This window comes from Novosphingobium sp. YAF33 (assembly GCF_052113265.1).
Classification (GTDB): Bacteria; Pseudomonadota; Alphaproteobacteria; order Sphingomonadales; family Sphingomonadaceae; genus Novosphingobium.
Genome location: NZ_JBFRCW010000002.1, coordinates 616,971 through 630,711, shown reverse-complemented (window position 1 = coordinate 630,711; position 13,741 = coordinate 616,971). Strand labels below are relative to the sequence as shown.

Here is a 13,741-nt window from a genome sequence, read left to right as displayed (position 1 = left end):
AAAGCGTTGGTGGAGCCTTTGTCGCCAGAATCGCCCTTTCGGTGAAGCTGGATAAAACCCCGCCAATCGTTCGATGAAACTGAAAAGCGCCGGACCTTTCGGCCCGGCGCTTCGAAAATTGCCTGCTCGCTCTCGTGGCGGTCACTCCGGCGGGGTGACGCCGTGGCGGGTGAGGAAGGCGAAGATCGTCTCCCAGACGTGCTTGCTGATCATCGGCCCCTTCACTGCGTGGGTATAGCCGGGATAGAGCATCATCTCGAACGGAACGGCCTGGGCCTGGAGCTTCGAGATCAGCACGGTGCTGTTCTCGAACACCACGTTGTCGTCCGACATGCCGTGGATCAGCAGCAGAGGATCGCTGATCTTCGCGGCGTTCTCGATGGCGTCGGAGGCGGTATAGGCTTCCGGCTGCTTGCGCGGGTCGCCCATGTAGCGTTCGGTGTAATGGGTGTCGTAAAGCTCCCACTTGGTCACCGGCGCGCCCGAGATGCCTGCCGCATAAAGGCCGTGATCGGCCTGGAGCATCTTCAGCGTCATGTAGCCGCCATAGGACCAGCCATAAGTCGCGATCTTCTTCGGATCGACGAAGTCCAGCGTCTTGAGGTACTCGGCCCCGGCGCGCTGGTCCGCCACTTCGACGGTGCCCAGCTTGTGGCGGATCTGGCTTTCGAACTTCACGCCGCGGTTCGGGCTGCCGCGGTTGTCGAGGCGGAAGTAGATATAGCCCTTGTCGACGATGGCCTGCGGCAGGGCGCCCAGCCACTGGCGCGCCACTTGCTGGCTATGCGGGCCGCCGTAGTGTTCGAAGAACACCGGGTAGCGCTTGCCGGGCTCCATCTTGGGCGTGATCATCAGCCAGTGCAGGTCGCTGCCATCCTCGGCCTTGATCGTGCCGAAGGTGGGCGTGCGGTGGCCGGCCAGATAGGGCGCATAAGGATGCGCGCCGTCGAGGCGGTTCTCTTCCACCCAGGCGAGGCGCTTGCCCTCGGCATCGGCGACATAGCTTTGCGAGGGCTGCGTGGGCGAGGAGCGGGTGACGACCAGCGTGCGGCCGTCCTTGTTCGCCACGGCGGCATTGAACCAGCCTTCCTCGGTCAGGCGCTGGGGCGTGCCGGGCCTGGTCAGGTCGATGGCGTAAAGCTGCGGGGACAGCACATCGTCCTTCGTGCCGGTGAACAGCACGCGCCCGCGCGCCTCGTCCACCGAGACGAGCTTGGTCACCGTCCACCGGCCCGAGGTCAGCTGCTGCCACTTGCCGTTCGCGAAGTGGTAGAGATGGCCGAAACCGTCGCGTTCGGACCACCAGATCAGGCTGCCGTCCTTGAGGAAGCGGTAGTTGCCGGACAAGTTGATCCAGGCCTCCGGAGAGGCCTTTTCGGTGAAGAGCACGCTGCTCCTGCCGGTGGCCGGATCGACCGCCAGCATGTCGATCTTCGTCTGCGCACGGTCCTGCCGCTGGACGTAGAGCGTCTTGCCATCGCGCGCCCAGTTCACCCGCGCCACGTAGATGTCGCTATCGGCGCCGAGGTCGACCTGGACCTTGCCGCTGCCGTCGGGCTTCATCACGAAGAGGGAGACCAGCACGTTCGGCGTGCCCGCGGCCGGATAGCGCTGCTCGTAAGTGCGCGTGCCCTCCGCGCCGATCGCGGCGCGGGTGACGACCTTGACCGGGGCCTCGTCATAGCGCTCCACGGCGATGCGGCTTTCGTCGGGCGACCACCAATAGCCCGCCATGCGGTCCATCTCTTCCTGTGCCACGAACTCCGCCTCGCCCCAGTGCACGGTCTTGGCGCTTTCTTCGGGGGTGATCGGCTTCTGCGCGCCCTGTTCGAGCGAGCCCACCCAGAGCCGCTGTTCGCGCACGAAGGACAGATACTTGCCGCCGGGGCTGAGCGCCGAATTCAGCTCGTCCTCCGGCGAATCGGTCAGGCGGCGCACCGAGCCGTCCAGCCCGGCCAGATAGAGATCGCCGTCCAGCGGGACGATGATCGAGCGGCCGTCGTCGCTCCAGTCGTAAGCGACGATGCCCTTGAGATCGCCCACGCGCTTGCGTTCGCGCTGCATCTTTTCGGCTTCGGACAGCGGGCGGCTGGAGCCGAGCTTGAGCGAATCCACCAGCATGCGCCATTCGCCGCTCTCGCGCTCGTAGCCCCAGAGGTCGTAGCGCTGACGGTCCTCGGTGCGATTGCGCAGCAGCGTCAGATAGCGCCCGTCCGGCGAGATCTTCACTTCGCGCGGCTGCGGCCCATCGAGCGAGGGGCTGGCGAAGACGCGCTGGAAATCGAGCGCGCCTGCAGCGATGTTCGGACGAGGGGCCGGACTGGCAGGGGTGTCGGCGGCCCGGGGGGCGGTCTTCTCGGTCACGGGGGCGGCCTCTGCGGAGATGAAGCTGGCGGGAACTGTGGCGCACAGGGCGGCAAGCAGCAGGGAGATTCTGGACATCGGACCCATGCCTAGAGCATTTTCCAGTCGGGTGGAATCACCTGATGGCTCGGAAAATGCGACCTCTCCCGCGCGCTTGGAATCGCTTGCGGCGTCAAGGCGCGTTTCGCAGAATCGGCGCGGAAAAAGCCGCGTTCCCCGCGGGTTTCAGCCGTTTCCCTCGGGAAACATGGCGGTGTGGCCGGCGAAGAGGCGCTCAGGCGCCAGGCGGCTCGGCGCTTTCCTCCAGTTCGGCGATCTCGAAGACGAAGCCCTTCCAGCCCCGCATCCGCACCGCGTCCTGCGTGGCGGCGCGCCTTTTCTTCGCTTCCGCCAGCGAGCGGGTATGCCCCCAGAACACCTCGGTCTTGCCGTTTTCCAGCGTGGCGACAATGCGCCAGTAATGCGTGAAGGGGTCGGCGGTCGGCCCGATCGTCTTCACGTAGCCGTCCGGCATCCGCGCGGTGAGGTATCGCTTTTTCCTGCCCATGGGCCGGCGATAGGACGTCGCAGTGGCAATGTCAGCCGGGGCGCGGTAGGGGCAGGCCGATTTCAGGCAATTCCTTTCAGGCAGATCAGGCAGAGACATGGCCCGCAAGCATCCCAAACACGGCCCCTGGGAAGATCCCACCGAAGAGGAAGAGGCCCCTCCGCCGGTGCCGTGCTGGCTCTGCGGGCGGCCGACGGGCAAGACCATCGTCTGGCATCACCCCGTTCCCAAGAGCAGGGGCGGGCGCGATGTCGTGCCGATGCACCCGATCTGCCAGCAGACGCTGATCGCCAATTTCAGCAATTCCGAACTCCAGCGCCACGGCATGGATGTGGAGGGCCTGCTGCTCAATCCCAACGTGCGCAAGTTCGTGGACTGGGTGGCGAAGAAGGACCCGGACTTTACCGCCGCCATCACCAAAAAGCAGCGCTGACGGCCCGCGCCCTCGAAAGCCCTGCGCCGATCCTTCCCGCTTCCCCCGCCCCGCGGCGCTGCCCCGCGGGCAGGGAGGGCGGAAGAGCAGCGGCCGTGACCGTACTTTCAGGACCCCTCCATGCATCTGACCCTCGAAGCCATCTCGTTCCTGGTCGCCATCGCGTTCGTGGCGGGCACGGTCGATGCCCTGGCCGGGGGCGGGGGACTGCTGACGATCCCGGCGCTGCTGATGGCGGGCGTGCCGCCGATCGCCGCGCTGGCCACCAACAAGCTGCAGAGCACGATCGGCACGGCCTCTGCCGTGGTCGCCTTCCTGCGCGCAGGCCGAGTGGATCTGCGCGCTTTCGCCGTGCCGGCGGCCGGGGCCTTCGCCGGATCGGTGCTGGGCGCCACGGCCGTCCAGCATGTAGATCCCGGCTTCCTCACCGCTTTCGTGCCGCTGCTGCTGATCGCGATGGGTCTCTATTTCCTGCTCGCACCGCCGATGAGCGAAGTGGACCGCCATGCCCGCCTCGGCGGCGCGGGGCTGACCGCCGTCTGCACCGGCATCGGTTTCTACGACGGTTTCTTCGGTCCGGGCACCGGCTCCTTCCTGACCACGGCGCTGGTGGCGCTGGGCGGGCTGGGCCTGGTGCGGGCCATTGCCAATACCAAGTTCATCAATCTGGCGACCAATGTGGCCGCGCTGCTGGCGATGGTGGCCGGTGGCAAAGTGCTGTGGGTTCTGGGCCTCTCCATGGCGGCGGCCAACATTGCCGGCAACCAGACCGGCGCCTGGCTGGCGATCCGCTTCGGCGGGCGCGGGGTGCGGCCGTTGCTGGTGGTCATGTCCTTCGCGCTGACCGTCAAGCTGCTGGCCGACCCGGCCAATCCCTTGTGGACGCTGTTCTAGGGAAGGCGCAGCATACCGCCCCGCCCCCCGCCGCGAACCGCACGGCAGGGTCGATCCGTCCGGCAAACCGGCGCCGTGCTCTTGGCAAGGCGTCCAGCGATGTGAATAGGGGCGAGGTGAATAAATTTGCGCCTCGGGACCGATAGTCAGGCAACCGACAGGATGGACGCGCTTTGCCGATCAGCATGAAGGACGATGATTCGCGGTTCCCGCGCGCCGGAGCGCCCCTGTTCCTCGCCGCCTCGGCGCTTGCTGCCGTGGCGGCGGCGCCGGCCCTGGCCGATCCCGCTCCCTTCGAGCTGAGCGGCCCGGACTTGCGGATCGAGGTGACGCGCGGCCAGCAGACCCTGCCGATCGCGCAAGTGCCCAGCCTGGCCGAGGGGGACAAGCTTTCGATCCGCGCCGACCTGCCGGGCGACCAGGGCCAGAAGTTCCTGCTGACGTCCGCCTTCCTGCGCGGGTCCACCAATCCCCCGCCGAAGGACTGGGTCACCACCGCCAGCACCTGGAAGTCCAAGGACAAGGACAAGGCGCTCTCGCTCACCGTGCCCAAGGGCGCGCGGCAGGCGGTGCTGCTGATGGTGGCGGATACCGGCGGGGCGGAAGGCGTGCTGCTGGACGCAGTACGCGGCAAGCCGGGCGAATTCGTGCGCGCCAGCCAGGATCTGAACCAGGCCTCGCTCGACCATTCGCGCCTGGCCACCTTCATGGCCGCCATCCAGGCGCAGGACAATACTGGGCCGGAATACTTGCGCACCGTGGCCCCCGTGCTGGCGCGCAGCCTGTCCATCAAGCTCAATGACGAGTGCCTGTCCAAAGTCGTGGAGATGCAGGCTTCCTGCCTGCTGGAGAACCGCGAGGCGCTGGTGCTGAACGACGTGCACTCCAGTTCGCTGGCCGATACGCTGACGGGCACCCCCACCGATCTGGCCCTGCAGCTCAGCGCCACGCCCGAGGCGGGCGGCGGCTATTACAGCGCCTATATCGGTGTGGCGCGGGACATCGCGCGCATCTTCGGCGCCTTCAACAACCCCCAGTTCAACTACTTGCCCACGCTTTCGCTGCGCAAGGACGCCACGATGTCGCTGCTGCTCAATGCGGCGCCCTCTTTCCAGAAGCCGAAGTCGGTCATGGTCACGGCGCTGCCCGCGGTGGAGGCGGACATTCCCCCGCAGCTGCGCAGCATCGCCAAGGGGCCGGTCTGCATCGCCCGGCCCGGCGCCGTGCTGCCAGTGGAGGGCGCGCCCCTGGTCTATTCCACGGCCTTCGCGCACGACATGAAGGTCAAGCTCACTAACGGTTCCGGCCAGACGATGGACGTGGCGGTGGTGCCGCGCGCGGACCGGGGCGGCTACATGATCGGGCCGGACGAACTGCCCAGCGCCTTCACCGGCTCGCTGCGCGCCCAGCTTCACGGCATGTGGGGCTTCGCGCCGTTCGGCGGGCCGGACTTCCTGCTGCAGCGGCCCGACGGCGCCGCCTGGAAAGTGGTGGGCGACGCTGACGGACTGGTGGTCGGCCGCGACAATGCCGTCACGCTGGAAGGCGCGGCGCCCTCCTGCGTGGAGGAAGTGCTGCTGAGGCAGGGCAGCGGCGCCCCCCGGTCGCTGGAATGGAAAGTGCAGGACGGCCAGCGGCTGACGTTCACCGTGCCGCTGGCCGCAGTCAACCCCGGCGAGATGCGCGTGGAAGTGCGCTATCAGGGCGCGAAGGGCCCGGAAACCGTCACGTTGCGCGCCCGCGCCGAAGCGAGCCGGGTCGACGGGTTCGAGTTTCACGCCGGAGACCGGCAGGGCGTGCTCACCGGCCAGCGGCTGGACCAGGTCCAGTCGCTGACGCTGAATGATGTCGAATACCGCCCGGACGGCCTTACCCGCGAGGATGCGGTCGATCGCCTGCGACTCTCGGTGAAAGCCGATCCGGCCCAGGTCAATTCGGCCCAAGTCAATTCGGCGCCCGGCACTCCGGGCCAGAACACGCCGGGCCAGAACGGTGCGGCGAAGACCACCCCCGCGCTTGAGCAAGGCGCTTCGGCAAAGGCCGTGGTGCGCCTGGCGGACGGGCGCAGCCTGACCCTGCCCGTGCGCGTGAGTGCCCCCCGCCCGCAAGTGGAGCTGCTGGGCCGCACGATCTATCCCGGCCCGGTCGCGCCGGGCGCCAGGGCGCTGGAACTGGGCGCGGGCGAACTTCTGCCCGACAACGGCGAACTGGTCTTCTCGGTAAAGGCCGCGCCGGGCGCCGGTTTCGGCACGCGCGACACGATCGAGATCGCCACGGCGGACGGGCCCGCGGTCGCTCGTCTTTCGGCCGGCAAGGGGCTGACGCTGGAGAGCCGCCAGGTGCTCGTCGCCCGGCTCAAGGCCGCCGACCTGCCTGCCGGCGCCTTCGGCCCGCTGCGCTTCCGTCTGGCCGGGGGTGAGACCACGGGGGACTGGACGCCGCTGACCACGCTGGCCCGGCTGCCCCGGATCGAGAACCTCGCCTGCGACAAGGACGGCGCGAAACAGGAGGGCGGGGCAGGGACCGGGGCAGGGACCGGAGCAGCGGCGGGAACGCCCTGTACCCTCACCGGGCGGGACCTGTTCCTGATCGGCTCCGTCTCGGCGGAGCCCACTTTCGCCCAGCCCGCGGCAGTGCCCACCGGCTTCACCGGCTCCAGCCTGCCCGTGCCGCGTCCCGTGGCCGGAAAGCTCTACCTGCGGCTGCGCGATGCGCCCGATACCGCGGTGGCCCTGCCGCAATCCTGAGCTTTCGCCCCAGACGGCGCTTTCGGACTTTTCGATCCTTGGCTTCTCAATTCGTTAGGCATTGCTATGTAGGCTGCCGCTGTCCGGGTGCGCGATGCCCGGACGCGCGAATGGGGCAGCGAAGCAGCGACATGGACCTGGCCGGATGATCGAACGCGGCGGCGCGAAAGCATGGGCCGGCGGCAAGCCGGCCGTTCCGGCGCTGACGGTGGCCGTCGGCAGCCTCTCGGTGCGCGCCGCGGGCCCCGCCGGTCTGCTGGGTCTCGATCTGGCCGGAACGGTGGAGGAAGACGATGTCCTGCCCACCTGGGGCCACGAGGGCGCCGAAGTCGCGCTTTGCGTGAATCCCGCAGGCACGGCCTTTCTGGAAGGCGTGCTGGGACAGGGCCGCGTCTATGCGGACCGTATCGAAGTGGACATCGTGCTGCCGGCCGGCGAGGCGGAAGCGCTGGCGTCCCGGCTCGCCCAGCCCGCCCCATCCCACGCCCGCCCATCCCGCGCCCGCCCATCCCACGACCGCCCATCCCGCCACCGCCTGCGCCTGACCGCGCAGCCGATCACCGAGACCCTGCTGCGCATCACCGGCTTCGAGATCTGCTGATTCCGCACGCTTCGGGCGCAAAAGAGGTAGCAAGCCACTCGCAATAGCCGCGCCCCGGCCAGGCCGAGCGGCTATCCTGATCCCGGTGCGGACAGGCGAGGAACCGGGGCATGGGCGGGACGACTCTGTGAAGACGGCGGTCGACCGCCTGCTGAAACCCCTGGGCCTGCAGGCGCGGCCGGACGATCCCGGACCCTATTGGCCCCGGCGCCGCACCGACCGGATCCACCACCCCTTCCTGTTCCTGCTGACGCCGCCGGGCGCGGGCACGACCGCGATCGCGCGCCATGTGGCCGATCGTGCCGATGTCGGCGGGCTTCACTCCAGCTTCGAAGGGCAGCGCCTGGTGCGCGGGCTGATGGACGCGGACCAGTGGCTCGACCGCAAGTTCGTGGACTACGAAGCGGTGCTCGGGGCCTGGAACGCACGCATCGCCGAAGCCGAGCGGAGCCGCGGCCGGGCGTTCTTCCTGGAGAAGAGCCCGCCCAACCTCGTCCGCTACGAAACGCTGTTCGGTCATTTCAGCGACTACCGCGTCGCCGTGTGCAACCGCGCGCCGCTGACCAATATAGATGCCCAGCTCAAGCGCTATGCCCTGCCCGCCTATCGCGGCGTCCCGCGCGACCGCGTGGTGCGCGACCTGGCACGGACGTGGATCTGGAGAAGCGGCCTGCTGCGCACCGCGATCGAGCGGCACGGCTATCCGCTTGTCACTTATGAACGCTTCCGCCGCGATCCCGATGCGATCCTGTCGGCTTTCGGGCTGGAAGTCGGCCCGCCCGCATCAGCGGCGGCCGAAGAGCATCGCAGCGCTTCGTCGCAGGTCCTCATGCTGTCGACCGGGGAGCGGCGGATCGTGGCCGAAACGGTGGCCGAAGCGCCGGACCTGCTGGCATTCTTCGGCTACGAGGCCGAATGCCCAGCTGATTGAAAGGGCCGCCGATTAGACGGGCCGCTGACCAAAGGGTCAATGCGGCCCCGTCGCCCCCGATCCGGTCGGCCTGATCCGGCAGGGACGACGGGCATTCCGGGCCTGCTCAGCTGGTGCCGCGCGCGTAATAGTATTGATAATAGGCCATTTCCTCGCCCAGCACGGCCGAGGAGCGCGTGTCCACCTGGGTGAGCAGCAGGCCGTAGATATTGGCGCCGGCGCGGTCGAGTTCGCGCAGGGCGGTTTTCAGCACGTTGCGCTGGGTGGAGCGCCAGCGCAGGATCATCAGGGTGACGTCCGCCATGGCCGCCAGCGCGCGGGCCTCGGCCACCGGGATGACCGGCGCGATGTCCAGCACGACAAGGTCGTATTCCTGGCGGAACCGGTCGAACAGGGTGGCGGTGGCGTCCGAGTGGATGATGTCCAGCGGCGTTTCGGCCGTGGAATTCAGCGGGAGGACATGCGCGCCCGAGGGTTCGTCCAGCACCAGCACGTCTTCCACCCGCGCCTCGCCGGTCAGCACTTCGGCCAGGCCGGGGCGGCCGCGCAGGCCCAGCGCGATGGTGGTGCCCATGCGCCGCACGTCGCAGTCGATCAGCAGGGTGCGGCGACCGGCCATGGCGGCGGAGCGGGCCAGGGCGATGGCGGTGCTGGTCTTGCCCTCTCCGGGGATCGACGAGGTGACCCCCACCGAGCGGGCGACCTGCCCCTTGTGCCCGATCTTCAGTGCCGTCCAGATCGCGCGCACCGATTCCGCGAAGGGCGAATCCCGGTGGCTCACCAGGAAGTCCGGCACGCCCAGGGCGTCGTCCTTGCGGAAGTCGGGTTCGTCCATGGTGGCGATGTCGGGCAGGCTGCTGACCACTTCGTAGCCGGTCAGCTCTTCGGCTTCGGCGCGGGTGCGGATGCCGCGTTCGCGCCATTCCAGGGCCAGCGCCAGCAGGACCGCGGCGATCACGCCGGCAATGCCGCCGCCCAGCATGTAGACCAGCAGGTCGGGCGAGGAGGGCTTGGTGGGCACCTGGGCGCGGGCGATGACTTGCGCCTTGCTCTTTTCGGTGCCGCGCGTGGCCAGTTCCACGCGGTAGCGGTCAAGGAAGGTCTGGTAGAGCTGGCGCGAACTTTCGGCCACGCGCTCCAGTTCGTTGAGGCGTACGGAGGCGTTGTTGCCCGCGAGCAGGCGGCCCTTGGCGCCGCCGATGGCGGATTGCAGGGCGCCCACGCGCTGGCTGTCCACGCCCACGTCGGAGCTGACGCCCGAGGCGGCGCGGGCCACTTCGCGGCGCAGCGCCTGGCGGGCAGTGGCGAGCTGGGCTTCGGTCCTGACGCGATCGGGGTGGTTCGGCCCGAGCGTGGAGGACTGCTCGGCCAGCTTGACCTCCAGCGTCGAGACTTCGGTGCGCAAGTCGCGGATCACCGGGCTGTTGTTGACGGCGGTGCCGTTCTCGCCCGCATTGGCCCTGGCGCGGCCCTGGGAAGCGGCGAGTTCGGCCTTGGCCGAGGCCAGTTCGGTGTTGAGCGTGGAAAGCTCCTGCTGCGCGATCGTGCTGTCGTTGCTGACGGCCACGAGATCGGCGCTGGCGCGGTAGGAGGCGACGGCGGCCTCGGCCTTGATCACGTCTCCGCGCAGCTGGTCGAGCCGGCTGCGCAGCATGTTGATGTCCTGGCTGCGCGCGCTCTGCTCGCCTTGCACCTGGCCGCTGACGTAAGCGTCGGCCACGGTGTTGGCGACCATCGCGGAGACCTTGGGATCGCGCGAGCGGTAGCCGAGGTTGATCGCGTAGGACAGCCCCTGGCGGCCGACCGTGAGGTTGGAGCGCAGGATATTGGCGGCGGCGGCCTCGGTCAGGGGGCCGGGGGCGTTCGGCGCCGAGGCGGCCAGGAACGCGGGATTGGTGTTGAGCCGCGCGTTGTGCACGGCGGCCGCCGCCACTTCGGGCGAGAGCAGAACCTGCACTTCGGTGTCCACCGCCGGGGAATCGACGATGGTATCCTTGTTGGTCTGCGCCGTGCGGACCAGTTGCTGGTCGCCCCGGTCCAGCGCCAGCACGACGCTGGCGTCGTATTTCTTGACCGCGAAGAGATAGGCCGTGGCCGTGGCCGCCAGCACCGCGAGAATGGCGATGAGCATGGCCCACTTGTGCCGCCAGGCCAGCGTCGCCAGCCAGGACAGGTCGATGAGCTTGCCCCCGTCGGGGCCAGACCCGGAGGCGGAAGCAGCGCTGCCTGGGGCGGGGTCGGTCAACCCCACCCTGCGCGCTACGGAGGGATCCAGCTTGTTGGGAGCCACGTGCAAGTCGCCTACCTCTCGAGAATCGAGGAAATTCGCGGACTTATTCTGCGAGCCTTTGCCATTGGAAATCCATCAGAAACAGGTAGTAATTCGAAATCTCAGGCACCACTACCTCGTGCGAGTGGAGCCGGCGCCCGGGCCGGGCTCCGGGCCTTTCGCGCTTGTGCAAGTGGCTGGGGGGGCTGCCTGCATGGATGCGCGGCGCCGCGCCGAACCGCCCGGCCTGGGGCGCTGGGGCGGATATGCGCGCAAGGAGCGCCAGCGGACCTTGGGCCGCCAGCCTTCGAAAACAGCCCGCCGACCGGCGCTCCAGCCGGTTCGACGGGCCTGTTCGATCGGTCAGATCGCCATCCGCTGGTCGATCGTCACCTTGGAGCCGGAAAAGCTGCCGGATGCGCTCAGAACCTGGCCCGGCTTGGCGATCAGGCGGCGGATATGCAGGTTGACCACGCCGTCCTCGGCGCGGAACAGGGGCACGTTGGGGTCTCCCGAGGCGATCAGCACGTCGATGGTGATCGTGCGGGTCACGCCCTTGCTGCCCTTGCCGATGATACCGACGAAGCGGTTGGTGCCCAGTTCGATCAGGCCGTGGCTCTGGTTGGTCCAGGCCTTGATGCCCTGGCGGCAGCCGGAGAGGTAGACGTTGTCCGCCCGCACATTGCCCTTGATGTCCAGGCAGGCATCGCTGGCGTTGATAACGCGGCCATTGGTGATCGTGCCGGAATAGCCGCCCTCGGTCGAGATGCCGTCCACGTTCTGGTAATAGCTTCCTGAATTCATGAATAGATTCTGGAAGTCGAAGTTGTTGATTTCAAAGGTTCCGACGTCGTCCGCGTCCTTGCCCTTGAGGGCGATGGCGGCCCAGGCGTCGTCGCTGTTGATGGCCGGATGGGCCTTGTCGCCGATCCAGACGAGGTCGTGGAAGCTTGCCTTGCCGATACCGTTGCTGACGTTGACAAGGCCGAGGCCAAGGGTGGCGTCGGCGCGTGCCTCGGTGTCGGAAACGCGCTGGACCTGCAGGTCCTGCACATTGCTGCCGCGCATGAGCGGGCCGTAGCGTTGGGACTTGATGTCCCGCATCACGAAGCCGCTGGCGTCCTTGCCGTTGACCAGGATGTTGCCGTCCACGACGCAGAGCTTCGAGATTCCGGGCGTGGTGGCGGTCATGCGCAAGGTCGAGGCGGCCTTGCAGGCGGCGCTGCTGACTTGCGGGGCGGCGATGGACGGCATGGTGAAAGTGGTGGCGGCGGTAGTGGCGGTTGCCTGGGCCATGGCCAGCGGCGAGGCGGTCAGGCTGCTGAGCGCGGCGGGCGCACCCCCGTTGGATGGGCCCATCGCCAGCATCGGCAGGACGAGGCCAAGTGTTCGAAACATGTGCTTCCCCAAGGACTTAGGCGCTTGATCGCGTTTTATTGACAGGACCATGACGAATAGTCTCATCCGTATGGCTTAGTTCTTTTGGGCTACTTGCCCAGGCGAACTTGAAGCACAACTGGCGGGGCGGGCGAAATGTCCTCAAACGGGGCGGAGCGCTGCGGGATTTGCGACGGACCGTTTCGCAGCGCGGCCCTGAAGGTTGGCGTGAACCGTGAAACCGCAGAGCAGGCCGTAGAACAGCAGGCCCTCGATCATCCAGAACGGCATCGTCGCCATGTTGAGCAGGAAGAACCCGAGATGCGCCATCACCAGCGTGAACCGCGCGGGTGTGCGGGCCGTGGCGGCCAGGAACACCATCCAGCTCCAGAGCAGCAGCATGGCCGCCACCCCCAGGACGCCCAGCTCGTAAAGCGTGGAGACCAGGGTGTTGTGGGCATAATAGCGATAGCGGCCTTCCCAGGCATTGGCGCCGAAGCCCAGCATGTGCTGGCGCGGCGTGCCGGCATCCCAGGCGGTGATGTACTGGCTCCAGAGCAGCAGGCGGCCCGAGAGGACCTGCGTATCGGCGCGGCTGAAGTCGGCCGGGGCCTTCATGATGATGGCCGGGTTGTCCCACACGGTCTTGACCGCATCGAAGCGGTCCCCGGCGACGATCGGCACGATCGGCACGGCCGAGAGCACCAGCAGCCAGCCCAGGATGCCGGCGATCGGCCTCTGGCTGGGGCGGACCCCGCCCACGATCGCGGCGATGAACAGGCCCAGCATCAGCGGCCCGGCGGTGATGATGGCGGTGCGGTAGTTGGCGGCCAGGATCCCGCCCAGGCAGACGACGGCGATCCCCAGCTTGTAGAGCGCGCGCAGCCGCGGGTTGAGGATCGCGGTGAGCAGCCCCGTCAGGAGGATGATCGAGAAGCTGGCCTCGTGGTTGTAGCCGCCGATGTAGGACGTGGAGCCGTCGCTTTCGGTGGCCTTGGCGATGCCCAGCACGATGCTGAAGCCCTGGAGCATCAGGGGAAGCAGGAACGTGAACAGCAGCCGCAGCAGCACTTTGCCGGCGCCGTCGATCACGAAGGCGTCGTAGGCGGTGAGGGCGATGATCGCGAGATAGGCGTATTTCACCAGGCTCTCGACCGAGCCGGAGATCTCGCCGTTAAGCACGGCGCTCATGGCGATGACCATGAGCAGCGGCGCGATCGGCGCCAGGATCAGCGGCACGGCGCGGCTGCGCAGGAGCAGCAGCGCGCCCACGCCCACCAGCACCACCGACGCCAGCGCGTTCCAGCTCAGTCCCGCCGGGCTGGAGGAAAAGGCGAAGCGCGGCATCGCGGACATCGCCAGGCGCATCGCGAAAGCCACGATCAGGAACCGCGCCGAAGCGCGCACCTGCAGGCAGAGCACCACCACGAGCACGCAGTAGAGCATCATCGTGGGCAGGAGCAGGAAGATCGGGATGGGCGGGCTGCCCGATGTCAGTGCCAGCATGGCGTGCTCCGGTCGCGGTCTAGGGGCGCTTCGGCCGTGGCGCCGGTCCGGGCCGGGATCGGCGGGAGAGCC

Annotated in this window: 10 protein-coding genes; 5 read left to right on the top strand and 5 right to left on the bottom strand. The window is 68.0% G+C overall.

The window, feature by feature from the left end; all coding sequences use genetic code 11:
* Positions 1 to 141: 141 nt before the first annotated feature.
* On the bottom strand, positions 142 to 2,442 hold the full coding sequence (locus tag AB4Z00_RS06870; RefSeq protein WP_442045422.1) for a DPP IV N-terminal domain-containing protein: 2,301 nt from the start codon (positions 2,440 to 2,442) through the stop codon (positions 142 to 144).
* 196 nt (positions 2,443 to 2,638) lie between these two features.
* Positions 2,639 to 2,911, bottom strand: a complete 273-nt coding sequence (locus tag AB4Z00_RS06865) for a hypothetical protein (RefSeq protein WP_431567921.1) — start codon at positions 2,909 to 2,911, stop codon at positions 2,639 to 2,641.
* Positions 2,912 to 3,008: 97 nt separating this feature from the next.
* Between AB4Z00_RS06865 and AB4Z00_RS06860 the strand changes: the two genes are divergently transcribed.
* The 5 genes from AB4Z00_RS06860 to AB4Z00_RS06840 all read left to right on the top strand — a co-directional run bounded on the left by AB4Z00_RS06860 (position 3,009) and on the right by AB4Z00_RS06840 (position 8,517).
* A complete protein-coding gene (locus AB4Z00_RS06860) occupies positions 3,009 to 3,344 on the top strand; it encodes a hypothetical protein (protein ID WP_132267749.1) in 336 nt (111 codons plus the stop codon).
* Between the two features lie 120 nt (positions 3,345 to 3,464).
* Positions 3,465 to 4,238, top strand: coding sequence for a TSUP family transporter (locus AB4Z00_RS06855; protein WP_132267748.1), 774 nt, complete (start codon positions 3,465 to 3,467; stop codon positions 4,236 to 4,238).
* Between the two features lie 185 nt (positions 4,239 to 4,423).
* Positions 4,424 to 6,985 (top strand): hypothetical protein, encoded by a 2,562-nt coding sequence (locus AB4Z00_RS06850; protein WP_442045421.1) that lies wholly within the window; start codon positions 4,424 to 4,426, stop codon positions 6,983 to 6,985.
* Between the two features lie 145 nt (positions 6,986 to 7,130).
* The gene (locus AB4Z00_RS06845; RefSeq protein WP_442045420.1) at positions 7,131 to 7,586 is read left to right on the top strand and encodes a hypothetical protein; all 456 of its coding nucleotides are present in this window, start codon (positions 7,131 to 7,133) and stop codon (positions 7,584 to 7,586) included.
* A gap of 127 nt (positions 7,587 to 7,713) precedes the next feature.
* Complete coding sequence (locus AB4Z00_RS06840; protein WP_442045419.1) at positions 7,714 to 8,517, top strand: hypothetical protein; 804 nt, start codon at positions 7,714 to 7,716, stop codon at positions 8,515 to 8,517.
* Between the two features lie 106 nt (positions 8,518 to 8,623).
* Here the strand turns inward: AB4Z00_RS06840 and AB4Z00_RS06835 are convergent, their stop codons facing one another.
* The 3 genes from AB4Z00_RS06835 to AB4Z00_RS06825 all read right to left on the bottom strand — a co-directional run bounded on the left by AB4Z00_RS06835 (position 8,624) and on the right by AB4Z00_RS06825 (position 13,669).
* On the bottom strand, positions 8,624 to 10,807 hold the full coding sequence (locus AB4Z00_RS06835) for a GumC family protein (protein ID WP_132267741.1): 2,184 nt from the start codon (positions 10,805 to 10,807) through the stop codon (positions 8,624 to 8,626).
* A gap of 342 nt (positions 10,808 to 11,149) precedes the next feature.
* Positions 11,150 to 12,184 (bottom strand): hypothetical protein, encoded by a 1,035-nt coding sequence (locus AB4Z00_RS06830; RefSeq protein ID WP_132267739.1) that lies wholly within the window; start codon positions 12,182 to 12,184, stop codon positions 11,150 to 11,152.
* Between the two features lie 141 nt (positions 12,185 to 12,325).
* Entirely contained in the window at positions 12,326 to 13,669 is a 1,344-nt protein-coding gene (locus tag AB4Z00_RS06825; protein ID WP_132267738.1) for an O-antigen ligase family protein, read from the bottom strand.
* Between the last annotated feature and the right edge of the window lie 72 nt (positions 13,670 to 13,741).

What these genes read in the sequence shown, in the direction of transcription:
- AB4Z00_RS06870 (WP_442045422.1), bottom strand. Translation starts at nt 2,442, where the DNA reads ATGTCCAGAATCTCCCTGCTGCTTGCCGCCCTGTGCGCCACAGTTCCC.
- AB4Z00_RS06865 (WP_431567921.1), bottom strand. Translation starts at nt 2,911, where the DNA reads ATGGGCAGGAAAAAGCGATACCTCACCGCGCGGATGCCGGACGGCTAC.
- AB4Z00_RS06860 (WP_132267749.1), top strand. Translation starts at nt 3,009, where the DNA reads ATGGCCCGCAAGCATCCCAAACACGGCCCCTGGGAAGATCCCACCGAA.
- AB4Z00_RS06855 (WP_132267748.1), top strand. Translation starts at nt 3,465, where the DNA reads ATGCATCTGACCCTCGAAGCCATCTCGTTCCTGGTCGCCATCGCGTTC.
- AB4Z00_RS06850 (WP_442045421.1), top strand. Translation starts at nt 4,424, where the DNA reads ATGAAGGACGATGATTCGCGGTTCCCGCGCGCCGGAGCGCCCCTGTTC.
- AB4Z00_RS06845 (WP_442045420.1), top strand. Translation starts at nt 7,131, where the DNA reads ATGATCGAACGCGGCGGCGCGAAAGCATGGGCCGGCGGCAAGCCGGCC.
- AB4Z00_RS06830 (WP_132267739.1), bottom strand. Translation starts at nt 12,184, where the DNA reads ATGTTTCGAACACTTGGCCTCGTCCTGCCGATGCTGGCGATGGGCCCA.
- AB4Z00_RS06825 (WP_132267738.1), bottom strand. Translation starts at nt 13,669, where the DNA reads ATGCTGGCACTGACATCGGGCAGCCCGCCCATCCCGATCTTCCTGCTC.